The sequence below is a fragment of the Sphingobacterium sp. DR205 genome (genome assembly GCF_011064245.1).
GTDB lineage: Bacteria > Bacteroidota > Bacteroidia > Sphingobacteriales > Sphingobacteriaceae > Sphingobacterium > Sphingobacterium athyrii.
Genome location: NZ_CP049333.1, coordinates 5,812,218 through 5,828,961 on the forward strand (window position 1 = coordinate 5,812,218; position 16,744 = coordinate 5,828,961).

Here is a 16,744-nt window from a genome sequence, read left to right on the forward strand (position 1 = left end):
AAAATATGCACTTGGTCGGGCGGATACATTATGCATGTGTCCCACCTCAGTTATGAAGAGGAAAAAGTTGAAATAAAACCCGCTCAAAACTATTATGATGTTAAGCTTAAATTAAAGGTGAACACTTTTGACGACGTAGTTGTAACGGGAATATTTGACCGTCCAAAAGAAAGTTTTACCGGATCAGCAACAAAATTTACTAAGCAAGATATCAAAATGGCGGGAAATAGAAATCTCCTGAAAACTTTGGGCAATCTTGATCCCTCATTTGATATTTTGGAAATGAACGATTTTGGTTCTGATCCAAATCAGATTCCTGACATAGAGATTCGGGGAACTACTACTATTAGCAGTGTAAATGATCTGCGCAACAGTGTACGCAATAGAAATGGCATGAACCTACCTTTGTTTATTTTGGATGGTTTTGAGGTTAGTATTCAGCGGGTTATGGATATGAACCAGGTTGATGTTGAAAGCGTAACTATTTTGAAAGATGCTAGTGCAAAGGCACTTTATGGTTCCCGCGGAGCCAATGGTGTTGTTGTAATAACATCTTCGATCCCAGCGCCTGGAACTTTAAGAATTAATTATTCCGGCGGACTCAACTTGGAATTACCAGATGTATCAACTTATAATCTGCTTTCGGCGGCTGAAAAATTTGATCTCGAAGTAAGATCCGGTTATTACAAAATGAATGATCCAGTTTCTAAGGCCCAATACGATTTGAATTCAGCGGCTGTTGCCAGAGGAGTAAATACAGATTGGAAAGGTATGCCTGTGCAAACGGGTATCGGCCAGTATCATAAATTGGATATAACAGGCGGGGACCAAAAGTTCAGGTACATAATAGATGCATCATACAATCAGATCAAAGGCGCTATGAAAGGCTCTGAGCGAAACAATTTTAATGGCGGAATTACATTTAATTATATCGGCAACAGGTTTCAACTGTCTAATATTACGACAATAGGATTTAATAACGCAGCAAATAGCCCATATGGCGTATATGACGAATACGTGAAACTCAATCCATATTGGGAGCCATTTGATGAAAATGGTAATCTGGTGAAAACTTTTCCTCTTGGAACACAATATAAAAGAAATCCTCTTTTAGCAGTACATACAACGGATTTTTCCACTGACCAATATCATAACATACGAAATTCAACAAATTTTAATTGGGAGATAATAAACGGTCTACGTTGGTCCTCAAATATTGGTTTTTCTTATCAAGCCGGTGAGAATGATCTTTATCAATCTCCAAATAGCACAAATGAATTTGATAAAACTTCTATCGAAGAAAAAGGATGGTATACCAAAGGTAATAATAAAAGGCAAAATTACCAATTTGGTTCATCCCTGACCTACGGTAAAGTTTTAGGCAGACATAATCTTTATTTCGGTCTGAATACTCAGGTCATTGAGACTAAAACTTTTAATTCTACAGTCATAGCAAAAGGCTTTTTGAATGATCAGATGACGGATATCTCACAAGCTCTGTCTTATGCGCAAGACAGACCGAATACCAGAGAAACAACCGTTCGTACAATTGGGCTTTCTGGGATGGCAAACTATAATTATGATAATCGCTATTATACAGAATTTTCTTATCGGAGGGATGCTGCTTCTTCATTTGGAAACCAAAGTAGGTGGGCTCCATTTTGGTCTTTAGGACTCGGCTGGACGGCAAGCAATGAGGAATTTTTTGCTAAAAATCTGAAATTTATTAATGTGATGAGATTGCGTTATTCGTATGGAGTCACAGGATCAATGAATTTTCAGCCCTATGATGCGATGACAATTTATCAGTATCAGCTTTCGAATAATGATTTTTATCGAAATATCCGCCCCCTTACCGTGCAGACCTTTGGAAATCCAGACCTGCAATGGCAGAACACGAAAGAACATAATTTCGGGCTCGAACTTCAGACTTTAAATAATAGACTAAATATTGTTGCCAACTATTATTATAAAAATACAACAAATCTAGTGAGCGATGCCAATTTAAGATATTCAAATGGGTTTGCAAGTTATAAAGCCAATATAGGTACCATCAGAAACACTGGTTATGATTTAATGGCCACTTATGTGTTCTGGAAAGATAAAGCGCGTGATATGAATTGGGCAATTACCTCCGGATTATATCACAATGATAATGTCCTCGTAAAACTTTCTAGCGCAATAAAAGAAGCAAATGCTCTATTAGAAGGCCAAAACTTATCTTTCAATAGCATACCTGAATATCGGGAAGGAAAATCCGTAAATACAATTTATGTGCTGAACTCTCCCGGAGTAGATATCATGACCGGCGAAGTATTATATAAAAACAGTAAAGGCCAGATATCAACTGGTCTAGCTGGGATCGGTGATATGGATAAGATTGCTGTAGGAAGTTCTGTACCAAAAATTCATGGAAGATTAGGAACTAATTTGCATTGGAAAGGGTTAAATGTGGCAGTGAATTTTGCCATAAGACTGGGCGGAAAAAAGCTTAATCAAACATTATTGAATCGTGTTGAGAATGGTTACATACGGGATAATTTAGACAGACGTGTCTTGGATCATCGTTGGATTCAGCCTGGAGATAATACTGGCTATAGAGGTATACTGTCGACTGATTATACCCAGGCAAACAATCGTTTTGTGTTTACTGAAAATACCGTTACCCTTAATAATGTTAATATCTTCTATGACTGTCCGACAAATTTAATTAATAAAATGGGGCTACAACGGTTAACGATCGGAGCTACAATGAGTGATATTTTTTATTGGTCAAATATTCAGATGGAACGCGGTACTCAATATCCTTATTCCTTAAAACCAACTTTCACCCTTAATGCGACCTTTTAAACCAGTGAGCTTAAATAATTTATTGATTATTTATTAATAAATATAGGAAGCAGTTTTTGAAAATATAAAAATCCTATGGGTCGAAATTCTTTGGTTTCCTGCCCATATCTAAAAAAATTAGTCAAAAGATGAAAAAGAGAACGTTAATTTTCCTATTATATATTGCAGGATTTAGTCTGTCGTCTTGTAACGATTACCTCAATATACAACCTCAGAACCAAGTAACAGAAGAAAATTTATTTAAAACTTCAAAAGGGTACTTTGATGCTCTTGTTGGGATTTACAGTAAAATGCGGCAGTCGTATAGTCCAGGGGCATTTTTTATTGCAGGGAATCTGGATCATATGGCTAATCTATTTTATAACCCTGAACTATCGACAACGTTTCCAATTGGAAATGCAGATTATTCAAATAGTTATGCCGACGCTTCTCTTGGAGCGGCCTTTCTTCAAGAATATAATACTATAGCTAGTGCAAATATTCTATTGGAAGGGATTGAGAAATATAAGAACAACCAAGTTTTGGGTGTCGATGATGCTAACCTAATAAAAGGAGAAGCCTTAGCTTTGCGAGCATTTTCTCATTTTGACCTTTTAAGAATCTGGGGACCAATCCCTGGTCAAGTAGGCACTAAGGCCTACCTTCCTTATTCAAAAGAAGTAAAGACTATTCCCTTGACGTATAATAGCTATGCAGAATATACTGAGGCGCTTATAGCCGACCTTAATGAAGCGGAACTATTATTGTCAAAAAGTGATCCCCTTTTAGAATTTAGCAATATACAACTTAATATTAATAGCGGTTCTGCGGGAAAATATGCATCCTTCGAATATTTTTGGAGACAGAACAGGCTTAATTATTATGCTGTATTAGCCCTGAAAGCGCGGGTATATGCTTGGTTAGGAATGGCCGATGAGGCAACTAAATACGCAAAACAAGTAATTGCTGCCACAAACTCTGATGGTTCAAAAAAGTTCGTATTGGGTGTTGAGGCAAATATAAATGCTCAAGATAGAGCTCTTTTTAATGAACATATATTTGGTTTACATATCAATGATTTTAATCCCCAAATGTTGTTTGGGAATGGAACAAGTGCAGGTAGTACCTATAATACCACGGAAAAAATTGAGCCACTTTTTACTGAAAAAGCAAACGATTTTAGACGGAAAAATTTTAAGGATATTGCCTGGAGCAGGTTTAATCCGGTTCCAACTTCGACAACTAAAAAATACGAGGATCTGATCCGTACTACCGGTACCGGTAAATTTTCAATCCCCCTAATCAGATTATCAGAAATGTATTTGATCGTTGCTGAATTAGCACCAGTGAGTGAGGCAAACACTTATTTTGAGACCTTTCAGAAATCCCGGGGATTAACAAATATCGTCATATTAAATTCTTCGAATCGCAAGCAAGCTGTTAGAGATGAATATTATCGCGAGTTTTATGCTGAAGGCCAAATTTTTTTCATGGAAAAAAGGTTAGGTTCACAAACTTTGAAATTAGCCCCAGCTAGAGTAATGGGAGAATTCGAATATGTTCCTCCCTTACCTTCAGGTGAGATCGGCAGATTCGACAATGTCCAATAATAGAAAGACAACAACGTAATCTGAGTTTAATAATTCTAAATCACTTTAAAATAGCACGTAAAATGAATTTAATTAAATATCTGGCTTTTGCAATCATTCTTTGCCACCTTTTCTCTTGTGAAAAAGTTGCCGTTTCAAATAATTTGGAAGATTCATATGTCGAATTTTATTACCCCAATTCTTGGCCTTCAAATGGTTATCTAACCACAATAAATTACAATTTTAATGGTACTAAAGATCTTGATACCATTATGCTTGATCTGAGGACTCGAGGACTTGTACCCGAAAAAGATGCTGTCGTAGTCCTTAAACAAATTAAAGAACAGACATTACCCACAAATTACGTTCATGCAGTACCTTCATTGCACTTTATTCCTTTTGATGATTCACAGTTATCCAAATCCTATATTATAGCAAAGGGAATGACTGAAGGTAAAGTACCGCTGATCTTAAAAAAAGATCCATTGATGATCGGGAAAACAATTCAGTTATCAATTGGAGTTGGTGAAAGTCCAGATTTCAAACCGGGGGTTATCAATTATTCCAAAATCAAAGTATTAGTTACTACAAACTAAATATAAATTATTCAATCACATTTACACAAATTTAAAACAATGAAAATCAAAAGTATTATTTTAGGTATAAGTTTATGTTCAGCTTTATCTTTTCATGTCAGCGCACAAGAACAATATAAAATCAAAGGTACTTTACAAGGTATTAAACCTGAGAAGGTCTTTTTAAATCATTCGAATGGCAGCCGAAATGTCACAGATACAGCGAAAGTAATTAATGGTAATTTTGAATTCACGGGGGATCCGATAAAGGGGGGGAACGGGATTATTCTAATACCGGTACAAAAAGGAGATGAGGATAAACCAACACTCAATACACAAGTTCTTTTATTTCTGGAGCCCGGCACCATTGATGTTTTTGTCGATCAGCAAAAACAAGTAATGCGTGTAGGTGGAACGCCAACAAATGACATCTATCAGAAATCAAAAAACCTATCTGATCCATATGATAAATTTTTACAGGAGTTAGAGAAGGAGTTCAAAGCAGCAGAGGGTAATTCCCGTGCGCAAGATTCTCTTCGCACAGTGTATGTCGCTCATTCTATAAATTTCCAGCAGCAAATAGAATCTTTTGTAAAAGAGAATCCTAAGTCGCAGATCAGTTTACTTCTTTTAAGGAAATATTGCGATCCGCAAACAAATACGGACGATGCGAAGGCATTGTTTGAGCTACTGGACGAGGAGGTTCGGACTTCTCGTTCAGGACAAATATATTCGGCAGTTTTTGAGGAATTGAAAAAGGTCGATGTAGGGGCAACTGCTCCAGAATTTACACTTCCTGATACAAATGAAAAGCAGGTTAGCTTAAGTAGCTTTAGAGGAAAATATCTTCTGGTAGATTTTTGGGCTAGCTGGTGCGGCCCGTGCAGGCGCGAAAACCCTAATGTTGTCGCCGCGTTTAATAAATATAAAAATAAAGGATTTGATATTTTAGGTGTTTCACTTGATGGGGGGAATGATGCCCGTAGTAAATGGACTCAAGCAATTGCCGACGATAAACTTTCTTGGACACAGGTTTCCGACTTACAGGGATGGCAGAGTAATGTCTCTAAATTATATAAAGTAAGTGCTATACCAGCTAATTTTCTACTGGATCCGAATGGAAAGATTATCGCAAAAAATTTGCGCGGTGAGGAACTGGACCAAAAACTGGCAGAAATCTTAAAATAAATAGATGGGAGTTTCTATTTAATTTGACAATAGAAACTCCTTTAAATTATTAAAAATTTAAATGATGAAGTACATTCTAATATTCTCCCTTTTTTTATGCTTTTTTTCAGAAGCTATTGGACAGCCAAAAATTGCTAATTCAATTACTAAAGGTGATAGCCCTTCTTTTTACCACTTTTCTGATATGAAAGGTAACAAAGAACGCTCCTTATCCGAATTCAAGGGTAAATTTATATTGATTGATGTATGGGCCTCTTGGTGTACTCCCTGCCAAAGAGAGTTTCCTGCCTTGGATAGTTTACGTGATCACTATAAAGACGATAATTTAATCGTACTTGGCGTATCTATAGACAATCAATGGTATAGATGGGTAGGTGCGGTTAATAATTTTAAACTTCCTGAACCACAATTTCAGAAAGGTACTAACAATCAATTTGAAAAGGAATTTGGTATATCATTGATTCCGAGAATGATTTTATTAGATCCTCAAGGAAAAGTTGTCGACGAAAACATGCCTAAAGCATCAGATAAGAAAATATATACCATCATTGATAAAGCTTTGAAGACTAATATATAGCAATGAAATTAAAAAAATATATCATAGGTGTAGCCTTATGTTCGCTATTCATCTCTAAAATATACGCGCAGGAATTTATTGTAAATGAACAGTTAATTTCCAAGTTCGAAAAGTCGGCTGATTCGCTTATTAAAGTAAATCAGAGTATTTCGGTAACGGAATGCAAAAAAATACTTGGTAAAAAATTTGAAAAAGTCAATTTATCACTTAATAAACAGAAAAATAAGAAGCTGTCTCCAAACACCATCTATGAAACGGCAAAACACGCTACTGTCATGATCGGAGCTGCATATCTGTGCCCCAATTGCGAAAAGACGCATGTGAATATTGCTTCAGGTTATATTATCCAATCTGAGGGTGTTATTGTCACAAATTATCACGTGGTGAATGCTTATGCAAATATGAGAGAGGGTTACAAACCATTAGCATTTATGGTTAGACTTTTTAACGGAAAAACTTTCCCGATTAAAGAGATAATTGCTTTGTCACAAAAAGATGATTTAGCAATTCTGAAAATCCAAACTAATGGTGATAAATTACCAGCACTCAGTCTTTCAAAAGGCGCAAAAATCGGTGAGCCTGCCTTTGTTATTGGACATCCTCATAATATGAATTACCATTTCTCTCAAGGAAATGTAAATTATAAATTTAGTGATCAAATCCAATTAGAAGGAAAGCAAGATAGGCGCGATATAATGTTAATTTCAGCTGATTATGGAGTCGGATCAAGTGGAGGTCCGGTACTTAATGAAAACGGTAATGTCATAGGTACTGTTTCCAGCACTAAGACTCTCAGTCATTACGAAAATCCCTCATCAATACAAATGGTCCTGAAAAAAACAATTCCGGTAGAATCATTATTAAATATGATTAATCAGTAATTTGTCGTCTTTGGTATCAGTAAAGATTTAGTATTGAGTTGATCTACTGTCAACTCAATACTAAATCTTTTCTACTTATCTGGAAAACTTCTAAAGACATATGCTAAACTATTTTTATAAGGGACAAATTTTATTTATCATATAACAAGGTTCTCTATTTAAAAATTATGTCCATAATAGTTGTATTCTAACAATTTCGAAAGTCATTGATAAATGATTTTTTTTAAGCAACTATATAAAAAACGCTTTTAATATAGCGTTAGCATTTTTTTTCAATAAATTTGTTTATAATTACCGTCTATCTTGAATTGATATTGTTGAACATTTATAAATGAATACTGACCTTCAAATTTGGCAAATGTTTCAGGTTGGGCATGAACCATCGTTCAAGGTACTGTTTGAACGATTCAATCATGTGTTATTCAATTATGGATTTAAATTTACGCAAGATGAAGCTATTATTGAGGACAGTATTCAGGAACTATTTGTTAAATTGTGGTGTAATAAAGAGAACTTGAGCCACTCAGTTTCTGTTAAAAGATATCTTTATCATGCTTTTAGACGTGTTTTGATTAAGAAAATCGAACAGTCAGAAAGACGTACAGTTATTAATAATTCTTCTGTTGATTATTTGCCGTTTACCATCGAGCTACCACATGATCTTACTATGATCCGAGGCGAACGTGTGATGGAGATACGGGACAAATTAAATAAAGCACTGGAACAAATGACTGCCCGTCAACGGGAAATTATCCATCTGCGTTTTTTCGAAGAATTACCATATACAGAGATAGCGGAAATAATGGGATTGTCCACTAAGGATACTTATAAACTTTATTACCGGGCTCTAGATAGTTTGAAAAGACAATTTGGTAAATTTGGTCTATTAGTTTTACTTTATTTACTCAATCAACTCCGTTAGCATTAAATTTTTCTTTTTCACTGGTTATTCTCGATAAACAGTGCTTAGGATTGTGGTTTTATTAATATCCGGAGTGAAATTTTGTTGTATTTCACGGATTTTTCTATTTTTTTAAAAATAATTGAAATTTATTGGGGTAAAATTTTGACGAAAGGTGTTTATATATTAAAACAATATGAACTCTCGGTTATCAAAATATAAAGATTATAAAGCAGCAGATTTTTTTTCTGATGAAGACTTTGTAGAATCCGTACTACAAGGAGAAGATAGTCAAAAAAAATTTTGGTCTGATCTGGGACGTCGTATTCCAGATTTGTCTGCCGAAATGCAACTTGCTGTAACGTGGATCCTATTGATCAAAGGGCAGGAACCAATACGAGGCAACCTAAACAGTATTCAGCGTTATGCAAATATTCAAAACCAAATACCTATTTATGAAAAGCATCAAAAGCGAAAATTGTTTTTTCGAAAGATGCTTGTATGGACAGCTTCGGCAGCAGCATTATTGCTTTTTCTATTCGTAAGTTATGAATTCAGCCAGTTTGGCCCAAAAGCGACAAATACCTCCTATGGCGAAAGACGTGAACTCACACTTCCTGATTCCTCGATAATTAAATTAAACAGTAATTCTAAACTATCTTACGTGCGTGGCTGGAAAACGGACAAGCCACGTGAGGTATGGTTTGAAGGTGAAGGAATGTTTGAAGTCAAACACACTGCGATTAAAAATCGCCTTCAGCAAAATGACTTCTTTGTTGTACATGTCGGAGATCTCTCATTGACCGTTTTGGGTACCAAGTTTAATGTTAAAGACCGACGTGGACGTGTTGAGGTAGCTTTAATTGAAGGTCGTGTGCGTATTCAAGGGAAGGATGGGTTAGATCGTATAATTGTCCCCGGAGAAACGTTTGTTTATGATGAATATGCAAAGGCTGAGCAGGTAGTGCAGCAGGATGCGAACAAAGTGCTGTCCTGGACGCGCGGTGAACTTAGCATCGAACATAGTAATTTGGCTAATATTGTCAGTGTACTTGAAGATAATTATGGCTATCAGGTCGTGGTTCAGGATTCCTCATTGCTGGACAAAAGATTTACAGGAGTAATTCCCGTAAAAGGAATTGATGACATCCTCTTTGTTATCAAGCATACCATGAATGTGAATATTGAAGTGAAAAACAAACAAATTGTAATAGAACCTAATTAAAACAATTTTTAATCAATCGAAATCTATGAAAACTAAAATCCTTGTGCCCATTGTCTGCCTGATGAGTACCACTGGCGGATTCGCACAAAGTAGATCCAGTCTTAGCCACGCTCTCAGTGAAGTAACACGAATCTACGGAACCAAATTTTCCTATGAAGAAGGGCTCATTCGGGACGCGTTTGTGAACAGCGATCTTATTCCAAAGAACAAAAGACTTCCAGTAGAAACAGTATTAAAGGAACTATTGTACCCAAACAATTATTTATTCCTTTATGTCCAAAACAATTATTTTACTATTATTCGAGATAGTAGAAGTAAGAAAGACAGCGAAGGAGATGACCGCTTTTGGAAAATCGTCACCGGCTCTGTAAAAGATAGTAAAGGTGCGCCTTTGGTGGGGGTTACTGTCATGTCCGATGGATACGCCGTACGATCTGGTGTAACAACAAGTAGTGACGGTAGCTATACATTACGCCTGACCGAACCTGCTGATGCTCTTATCTTTTCTTATTTGGGAATGGAGCCACAACGTCGCGTGATTGGCAACAGCAATCAGATTAATGTAACGATGGAGTCGGTAGTAAATGTATTAGATGACGTTGAGGTTGTCTCGATGGGTTATACGAAAATTCCTAAAGAAAGAGCTACAGGTGCTTTTGGTACAGTGACTGCAAAGCAGATCCAGGAAACCCCTGCTATTAATGTCTTGGAACGTATACAGGGACTTGTACCAGGTATGTATGTTGATCCGAGGACCAACAATATACAAATCCGGGGGATAAATAGTTATGGGACTGGGGGGACTCCAAAAGAGCCATTGATTGTTATTGATGGATTCCCCATGGCAGAAACTGTAGACGCTCGTTTTACTTTGACAGATAAGGGCAATACACAGAGCGCTGGTGGAGCAATATTAAGTCGTATCAATCCTAATGATATTGAAAGTATTACGGTATTGAAAGATGCTGCAGCCTCTTCGATCTGGGGGGCAAAAGCTGCCAATGGTGTCATCGTCATCGAAACGAAAAAAGGAAGAAATACGTCCCCCTCCATAAATTTTGGAACTTCTTTAAGTATCGCATCTCCGGCTGATCTCAATAAGATGGACCGTATGTCATCTCAGCAATACATTGATCTTGAAAAACAATTGGTAGAAGAGGGTTTTATTGCTGACAATATCGAGAAAAATAGCTGGGATCCGTTTAATATTAACAAACCACATTCGGAGTCTTTGGAATGGATATTTCGGGTGAAACGTGGAACAGCAACCGAACAGGAGCGAGATGCTGCTTTGACCCGGCTCGCAGGTATTGATAACAGAAGTCAGATCAAAGATTATTTGTTACAGAAAGCAACATCACAGCAATATAACTTATCAATTTCAGGCGGTGGCAACAAAAATACTTATTTTGTGTCAACTAATTACAGTAAAGATGTTCCAGTTTTCCGTTCCAATAAAGCGGAAAGTTTCAACACTATGGCTAATTTGACTAATATGCTGTTTAATGACCGCGTAAAATTGTCAACTGGAATTAATTACAATTATGGAAATTCTATTGGGAATTCGGCAGCAATAAATGCATTATCTTCAAATATCAGTTCTGGAGGGCTTCTTCCATATGATCTTTTAAAGGATGAAAATGGTAATAATATCCGCCGCTACATCCAATTCAGACCGGAAATTTCTCAGGATTTTGAACGAAAAGGTTATTTGGACTGGGCTTATAATCCTATTGAAGAATTATCTGCCTCAATCTATAACGACCAGACCCATGCCATCAGAATGTTCATGGACATTAATACAAAGCTGACAAGTTGGGCAGATTTATCGGTTATGGGACAATGGCAAAGACAGCTAGAAAACGGTGAGAATATCGATGGTGTAGACAGCTATGGACAACGAAATCAGATAAACATTGGTACAACATTCAATGATAAAGGCAATTTTGTATACGGCTATCCAATGGGCGGAAAACTAGGAGTCAGTAACTATAATGGTTCGCAATACGTCTTTAGGACGCAATTAAATATTAACAAGGCCCTAGGCGCTAATGACCAGCATAATTTAAATTTTCTAGCTGGTGCAGAATGGAAACAGAATAATTACAGATCATCGGGCGATTCATATCTGGGTTTTAATTCCGATACCTATTCTTTTACTGCTATAAATCCAAGAGGAAGTTACAACACAATCTATGGATGGGATAACTATTTTAGTTCAAACGCTACAATTGCAAAAAATAGAAACCGGGCACTTTCCTATTATTCCAATGGAGCCTTTTCTGCTTTCGGTGGCAAATATGTATTGTCGGGAAGCATACGCTTTGACGATTTCACCTTAGTAGGTGCGTCTCGGGGTGAACGAGGGAAACCCCTCTGGTCAGTAGGTGGAAAATGGGATGCCAAGAAGGAAGCATTCTTAAAAAATGCAAGTTGGGCTGATGCGCTGGGAATACGTGTAACTTACGGGGTGAACGGTACAATGCCAGTAGGAGTCAGTAGGCAAGTCGTAATCAATACTAGTACCGACCTCATTTCAAATGAAATAACCGCCCAAATCGCCTCCGCTGCCAATAGACAGATCAGTTGGGAGAAAGTGAAGACATTTAATGTCGGTCTGGATTATGGAACTTGGAATAATCGGTTACAATTCAATGTGGATTACTACACAAAAAAATCTTCGGACATTATCTATAGCTTTCCGTTCAATGGCACATATGGCTGGACAAGTGTACAATTTAATAGCGCTACGATGGAGGGACATGGAATCGATCTTGGGCTTAAAGCAACCTGGCTGCAGACTCCTGTCAAATGGAGCAGCCAGTTTAATTTTGGCTATAATACCAACGAGGTCACTGATTCTCGCTTTAAGAACCCGACTCGTGTGTTGGACTATATGGGCGGAAGCGTTCCAATCGTAGGCAATTCTACCGATTACATGTATGCTTACAGGTGGGCCGGCCTGGATAACCAGGGACGTTCACAGGTCTATAAAAAAAATGGCGATCTTGTGAATGCTGATGCCCCAGCAAATACACTCTTGCCTGAGGATCTCGTAAAAGTAGGACGAACAACTCCCCCTTATTTTGGAGGTCTATTTAACTCATTTTCGTACAGAGACTTTACATTAGGCGTGAGGATTACCTATGAAATGGGACATGTCCTCAGACGGATTTCAGTGAAAAATTATCCAACTTATGCTCCTTATTCAGGCTCTATTGGTCTACAATCAGATTTGGCCAAACGCTGGCGGCAACCAGGCGACGAGGCTTTTACAAATGTCCCGGGATTAAGTACAGCAAATTATCAATATAACAGTGTTTCGAGATACGAAAACTCTGACGCCCTTGTGATCAGTGGAAGTAATATCCGACTACAGCAAATAGACTTAGGCTATAATTTCCCGTTCAAAACCTTGGAGCATACGCCATTTAAATCAGTAAATCTAAACGCGAGTGTAAGAAATCTAGGTCTTATCTGGCGCAAGAACAAAGACGGAATTGATCCGAGTTATCGGACATTGAATGATTATTCGAATTTGCCGCCTTCACCGACCTACTATTTAAGTCTTAATGTTTCCTTTTAAAAATCAGTGTCATGAAAATACAAAATATTTTTTTAAATAGCCTCTTAGTCTCCACTATACTATTCGGTACTTCCTGTAGAAAGTATGTTGAAGTGGAACAGAATGGTACACGTACTTTGAAAACGACAGATGACTACCGTTTCCTCCTCAATAATAAAGGTAATTTTGAAACCTCCTACCTGTTTCCATTAGTGACAAGCGATAATATCGCGCCGGAGGTTGCCAGTACGGCAGCAAGCGTCTGGGGAGGAAGTACTCAACTTGCTTACATGTGGTCCGACCAATTCTTTACGGGCGAGCAGGAGGATGTTGGCTGGAATAATCTGTATAAGCAAATCTATATTACAAATGAAATACTCGCAGGTGTAATGGATAGCGAAAAGGGGACCGAATCTCAGAAACTTACAGTAGCGGCAGAAGCGCGTGTACATCGGGCGTTTGCATATTTTTCACTTGCCAATCAGTATGCGCCAATATACGATCCGGAAAAGGTTAGTAATCAACCGGGAATTCCAATGCTTTTGACACCTGATCTTTTCCAAAATCTCAATCGAGCACCGCTGTCACGCGTTTATGATCAGATAATCCTTGATCTGAAAACCGCAATTGAAAATTTACCGAACTATCCTGATTTTAATTACCACCCTTCCAAAATAGCAGCATATGCGCTACTTTCCAGAGTTTACCTGACAATGCGCAATTTTGAAGAAGCTGGAAAATATGCTGATCTTGCACTGGCTTTGGAGCCTACAATCCTCAATTTGGAAGACTATACCAAAAATGCTTCTTTCCCTCGTATGATAGACGACAAGGAAGTACTTCTTTCCAAAGTGAGTGCCGGATATATTTTAGGGCCAATAAACCCCGAACTTATTTCTCTATATAATGAAGACGATCTCCGATTAAAACTTTTTATAGGAAATGATCCGGGAACGTATAAGGGGTACAAGTATATGAAGCCGGTTTTTAATAGTGGTTATTCAAACAATTCGTATGTAGGTTTGAGCAGCCCCGAAATCTTACTTAACCGAGCTGAAATATACGCTCGCCAGAACAATACGGCTAAAGTAGTAGAATTACTCAATATGTTGCGCAAAAAACGTTTCACTGCTGCAAAATATGTTGCGTTTACCACTGCCGACGTTACTGCCGACCTATTAAAGTCTGTCATTGACGAACGCCGCCGCGAATTTGTCGGCACAGATTTGCGCTGGTATGATATGCGTAGGCTTACCCTGGATGGAAACTATTTTAAACCCATCAGTCGAACATTTAATGGGCAGTCAAATACCTTAACGTCCACCAGTCCACGTTTGATATATCCAATTAACGAGAGAGTTTTATCTTTCAACCCTGAAATTGGCCAAAATCCCAGATAATTATATAAAGATGAAAAAGCAGATAATTTTTTTAGTGCTGTTGTTTGTCCAGGCTGTGTTATATGCACAGCCTCGGTTTGACAGCAACGTTTTTATGCCGGTAAAACCCAAAGTAACAGACCAGCTGCAGATAATATATAATGCCAAAGATAAGGATCTGGAGTTCAGCGACGATGTAAATGCAGCGTTCTTTTTATTCGAAGATTTTGGGTGGAAGCAAATAAGCCTTCAAATGCAAAAAAAATCTGAAGGTGTATGGACTGTAACGGTTCCTGTTAAACAGTCGACAGCTTTTATAGCAGTTAAATTCTATCAGGGAGCGCTTGATCAACCCGATATAATTGACAATAATCAAGATAAAGGATATGCAGTCGCGCTAACTGATGCAAAAGGAAAACCGGTTCAAGGTGCTTTTCTTGGCGAAGCAGCATTTCAAGTGCCGACAATAGCTGCCGGAGGTATTTTTTCCTATTATAAAAACCAGCCTCCTCCGATGTCTGGTGAATATTTGAAGGAATTGGCTGAAAAAGAGTTTGCATTGTCCGGTAAGCAGCATCTGCGCTATTTTCAGTCTTTTATGAACTTACAAAAATTAGCTTTGGGAGACGGCTTTCCCACCTATGCAAAAAAACTGATAACTGAGGAGTTAAAACAAAAAGAAATAGCGGATGAAGTCCTTAATCAACTCTATACTTTTGCCAGTGTACGTCTCAAGGATAAAGAACTATTCCTCTTGATCCAAAATCGTGTAAACGAGGATTTTCCGAATGGCTCCACAGCACGTTTTATAGCGTATAACAATATAAAAGGCAGCGGTCCGGATAAATCCGAAATAATTGCTTCATATGAGAATTTCCTGAACCGATTTCCAATTCAAAAGTGGCGTGAGCATCCCAATGGTCAGGGATTTATTTACTATGCGGTGTACCGTGGTCTTGGGTCTGCGTATTTTGACTCTAAACAAATGGACAAATTTGCCAAGCTTTATGACGATATAGATTTCCGAACAGGTAATGAACTGATGCGTTGGAATATTATGCGCGCGTATATGTTTAAAACTGTCGGTAAAGATAGCCTTTACGCGCTATCTGAGAAAATTCTGCCAAAGTTGATTGCACGGCGGGGTGACAATTCCTATAAAGACGATTTTGACCGTCAGGCTCAGGCCGATTCCAATGTCGTTAAAAATCTGGATGACCGTCTTTTTACGCATATTTCCTTGTTAAATGACCTCAAAAAGTATCCAGAAGCCCGGAGTTATTTCTTGTTGCTATCGGAAGACGGTAAATACAATAACGCAGAACTGAATGAAATCAACCTTCAGGTGCTCGAAGGGCTGGGCGATGAAAAACAAATTCTGCCCTTACTTGAAATGAGCGCAAGATACAATACTATGACTCCGCGCATGTTTGACAAACTCAAAGCAATTTACCTAAAGGCAAACGGCAATAATGAAAGTGGTTATCAAGCTTATCTGGCTGGATTGAAATCCGATGAAGAAAAAGTGGCTATGAAAGCTTATGTAGATCACAATTGGGTCGATCATCCTATGCCTGATTTCCGTCTTGAGACTGCCGACGGTCTGTTTATTACACCTTTAGACTGGAAGGATAAAATTGTTGTTGTGGATTTCTGGGCCACTTGGTGCCGCCCATGCATTATGGCATTTCCGGGCATGCAGCTTTTGGTAGACAAATATGCCCATGATGACCATGTCGCAATTTACATGGTAGGAACAATGCAGACTGGTGACTATAAAAATAAATCAGTGAACTATGTCCGTAAAGAAGGCTTCCGTTTTAATTTATTGCATGATTCTGTTAATCCCAAAACTAATGAACAGGACATGCTTTTCAAACAACTGGTTCCTCTTTTTGGAGATTCATCTATTCCTCGAAAAATCATTGTCAAAAATGGGCGGGTCCGTTATTGCTCCGGAGGCTATTCGGGCAGTCCCAGCAAATTGATGGATGAATTGTCTTTAGCCATTGAAACCCTCAAAAACGAAAAATAG

The 16,744-nt window shown here is 37.9% G+C and carries 11 protein-coding genes; all 11 read left to right on the plus strand.

All coding sequences use genetic code 11. The features are described 5' to 3' along the window. Positions 1–30: 30 nt before the first annotated feature. The 11 genes from G6053_RS24910 (at position 31) to G6053_RS24960 (ending at position 16,744) form a co-directional block, all read left to right on the plus strand. Complete coding sequence (locus tag G6053_RS24910; RefSeq protein ID WP_165308904.1) at positions 31–2,850, plus strand: SusC/RagA family TonB-linked outer membrane protein; 2,820 nt, start codon at positions 31–33, stop codon at positions 2,848–2,850. Between the two features lie 128 nt (positions 2,851–2,978). Continuing rightward, on the plus strand, positions 2,979–4,439 hold the full coding sequence (locus G6053_RS24915; protein WP_165308905.1) for a RagB/SusD family nutrient uptake outer membrane protein: 1,461 nt from the start codon (positions 2,979–2,981) through the stop codon (positions 4,437–4,439). A 62-nt stretch (positions 4,440–4,501) separates the two neighbouring features. Further along, the gene (locus G6053_RS24920) at positions 4,502–5,014 is read left to right on the plus strand and encodes a DUF4843 domain-containing protein (RefSeq protein ID WP_165308906.1); all 513 of its coding nucleotides are present in this window, start codon (positions 4,502–4,504) and stop codon (positions 5,012–5,014) included. Positions 5,015–5,053: 39 nt separating this feature from the next. Next, positions 5,054–6,181 carry a TlpA disulfide reductase family protein gene (locus G6053_RS24925; protein ID WP_165308907.1) on the plus strand — a complete coding sequence of 376 codons (1,128 nt, stop codon included), beginning with the start codon at positions 5,054–5,056 and terminating at the stop codon, positions 6,179–6,181. Positions 6,182–6,242: 61 nt separating this feature from the next. Continuing rightward, positions 6,243–6,758: a TlpA disulfide reductase family protein gene (locus G6053_RS24930; protein ID WP_165308908.1), complete on the plus strand. Its 516-nt coding sequence runs from the start codon at positions 6,243–6,245 to the stop codon at positions 6,756–6,758. A 2-nt stretch (positions 6,759–6,760) separates the two neighbouring features. Further along, positions 6,761–7,639 (plus strand): serine protease, encoded by an 879-nt coding sequence (locus tag G6053_RS24935; RefSeq protein ID WP_165308909.1) that lies wholly within the window; start codon positions 6,761–6,763, stop codon positions 7,637–7,639. 331 nt (positions 7,640–7,970) lie between these two features. Continuing rightward, entirely contained in the window at positions 7,971–8,561 is a 591-nt protein-coding gene (locus tag G6053_RS24940; RefSeq protein WP_165308910.1) for a sigma-70 family RNA polymerase sigma factor, read from the plus strand. A 175-nt stretch (positions 8,562–8,736) separates the two neighbouring features. Next, the gene (locus G6053_RS24945; protein ID WP_165308911.1) at positions 8,737–9,765 is read left to right on the plus strand and encodes a FecR domain-containing protein; all 1,029 of its coding nucleotides are present in this window, start codon (positions 8,737–8,739) and stop codon (positions 9,763–9,765) included. A 25-nt stretch (positions 9,766–9,790) separates the two neighbouring features. After that, positions 9,791–13,351: a SusC/RagA family TonB-linked outer membrane protein gene (locus G6053_RS24950; RefSeq protein WP_165308912.1), complete on the plus strand. Its 3,561-nt coding sequence runs from the start codon at positions 9,791–9,793 to the stop codon at positions 13,349–13,351. 11 nt (positions 13,352–13,362) lie between these two features. Then, entirely contained in the window at positions 13,363–14,730 is a 1,368-nt protein-coding gene (locus tag G6053_RS24955; RefSeq protein ID WP_165308913.1) for a RagB/SusD family nutrient uptake outer membrane protein, read from the plus strand. Positions 14,731–14,740: 10 nt separating this feature from the next. Then, entirely contained in the window at positions 14,741–16,744 is a 2,004-nt protein-coding gene (locus G6053_RS24960) for a TlpA disulfide reductase family protein (protein ID WP_165308914.1), read from the plus strand.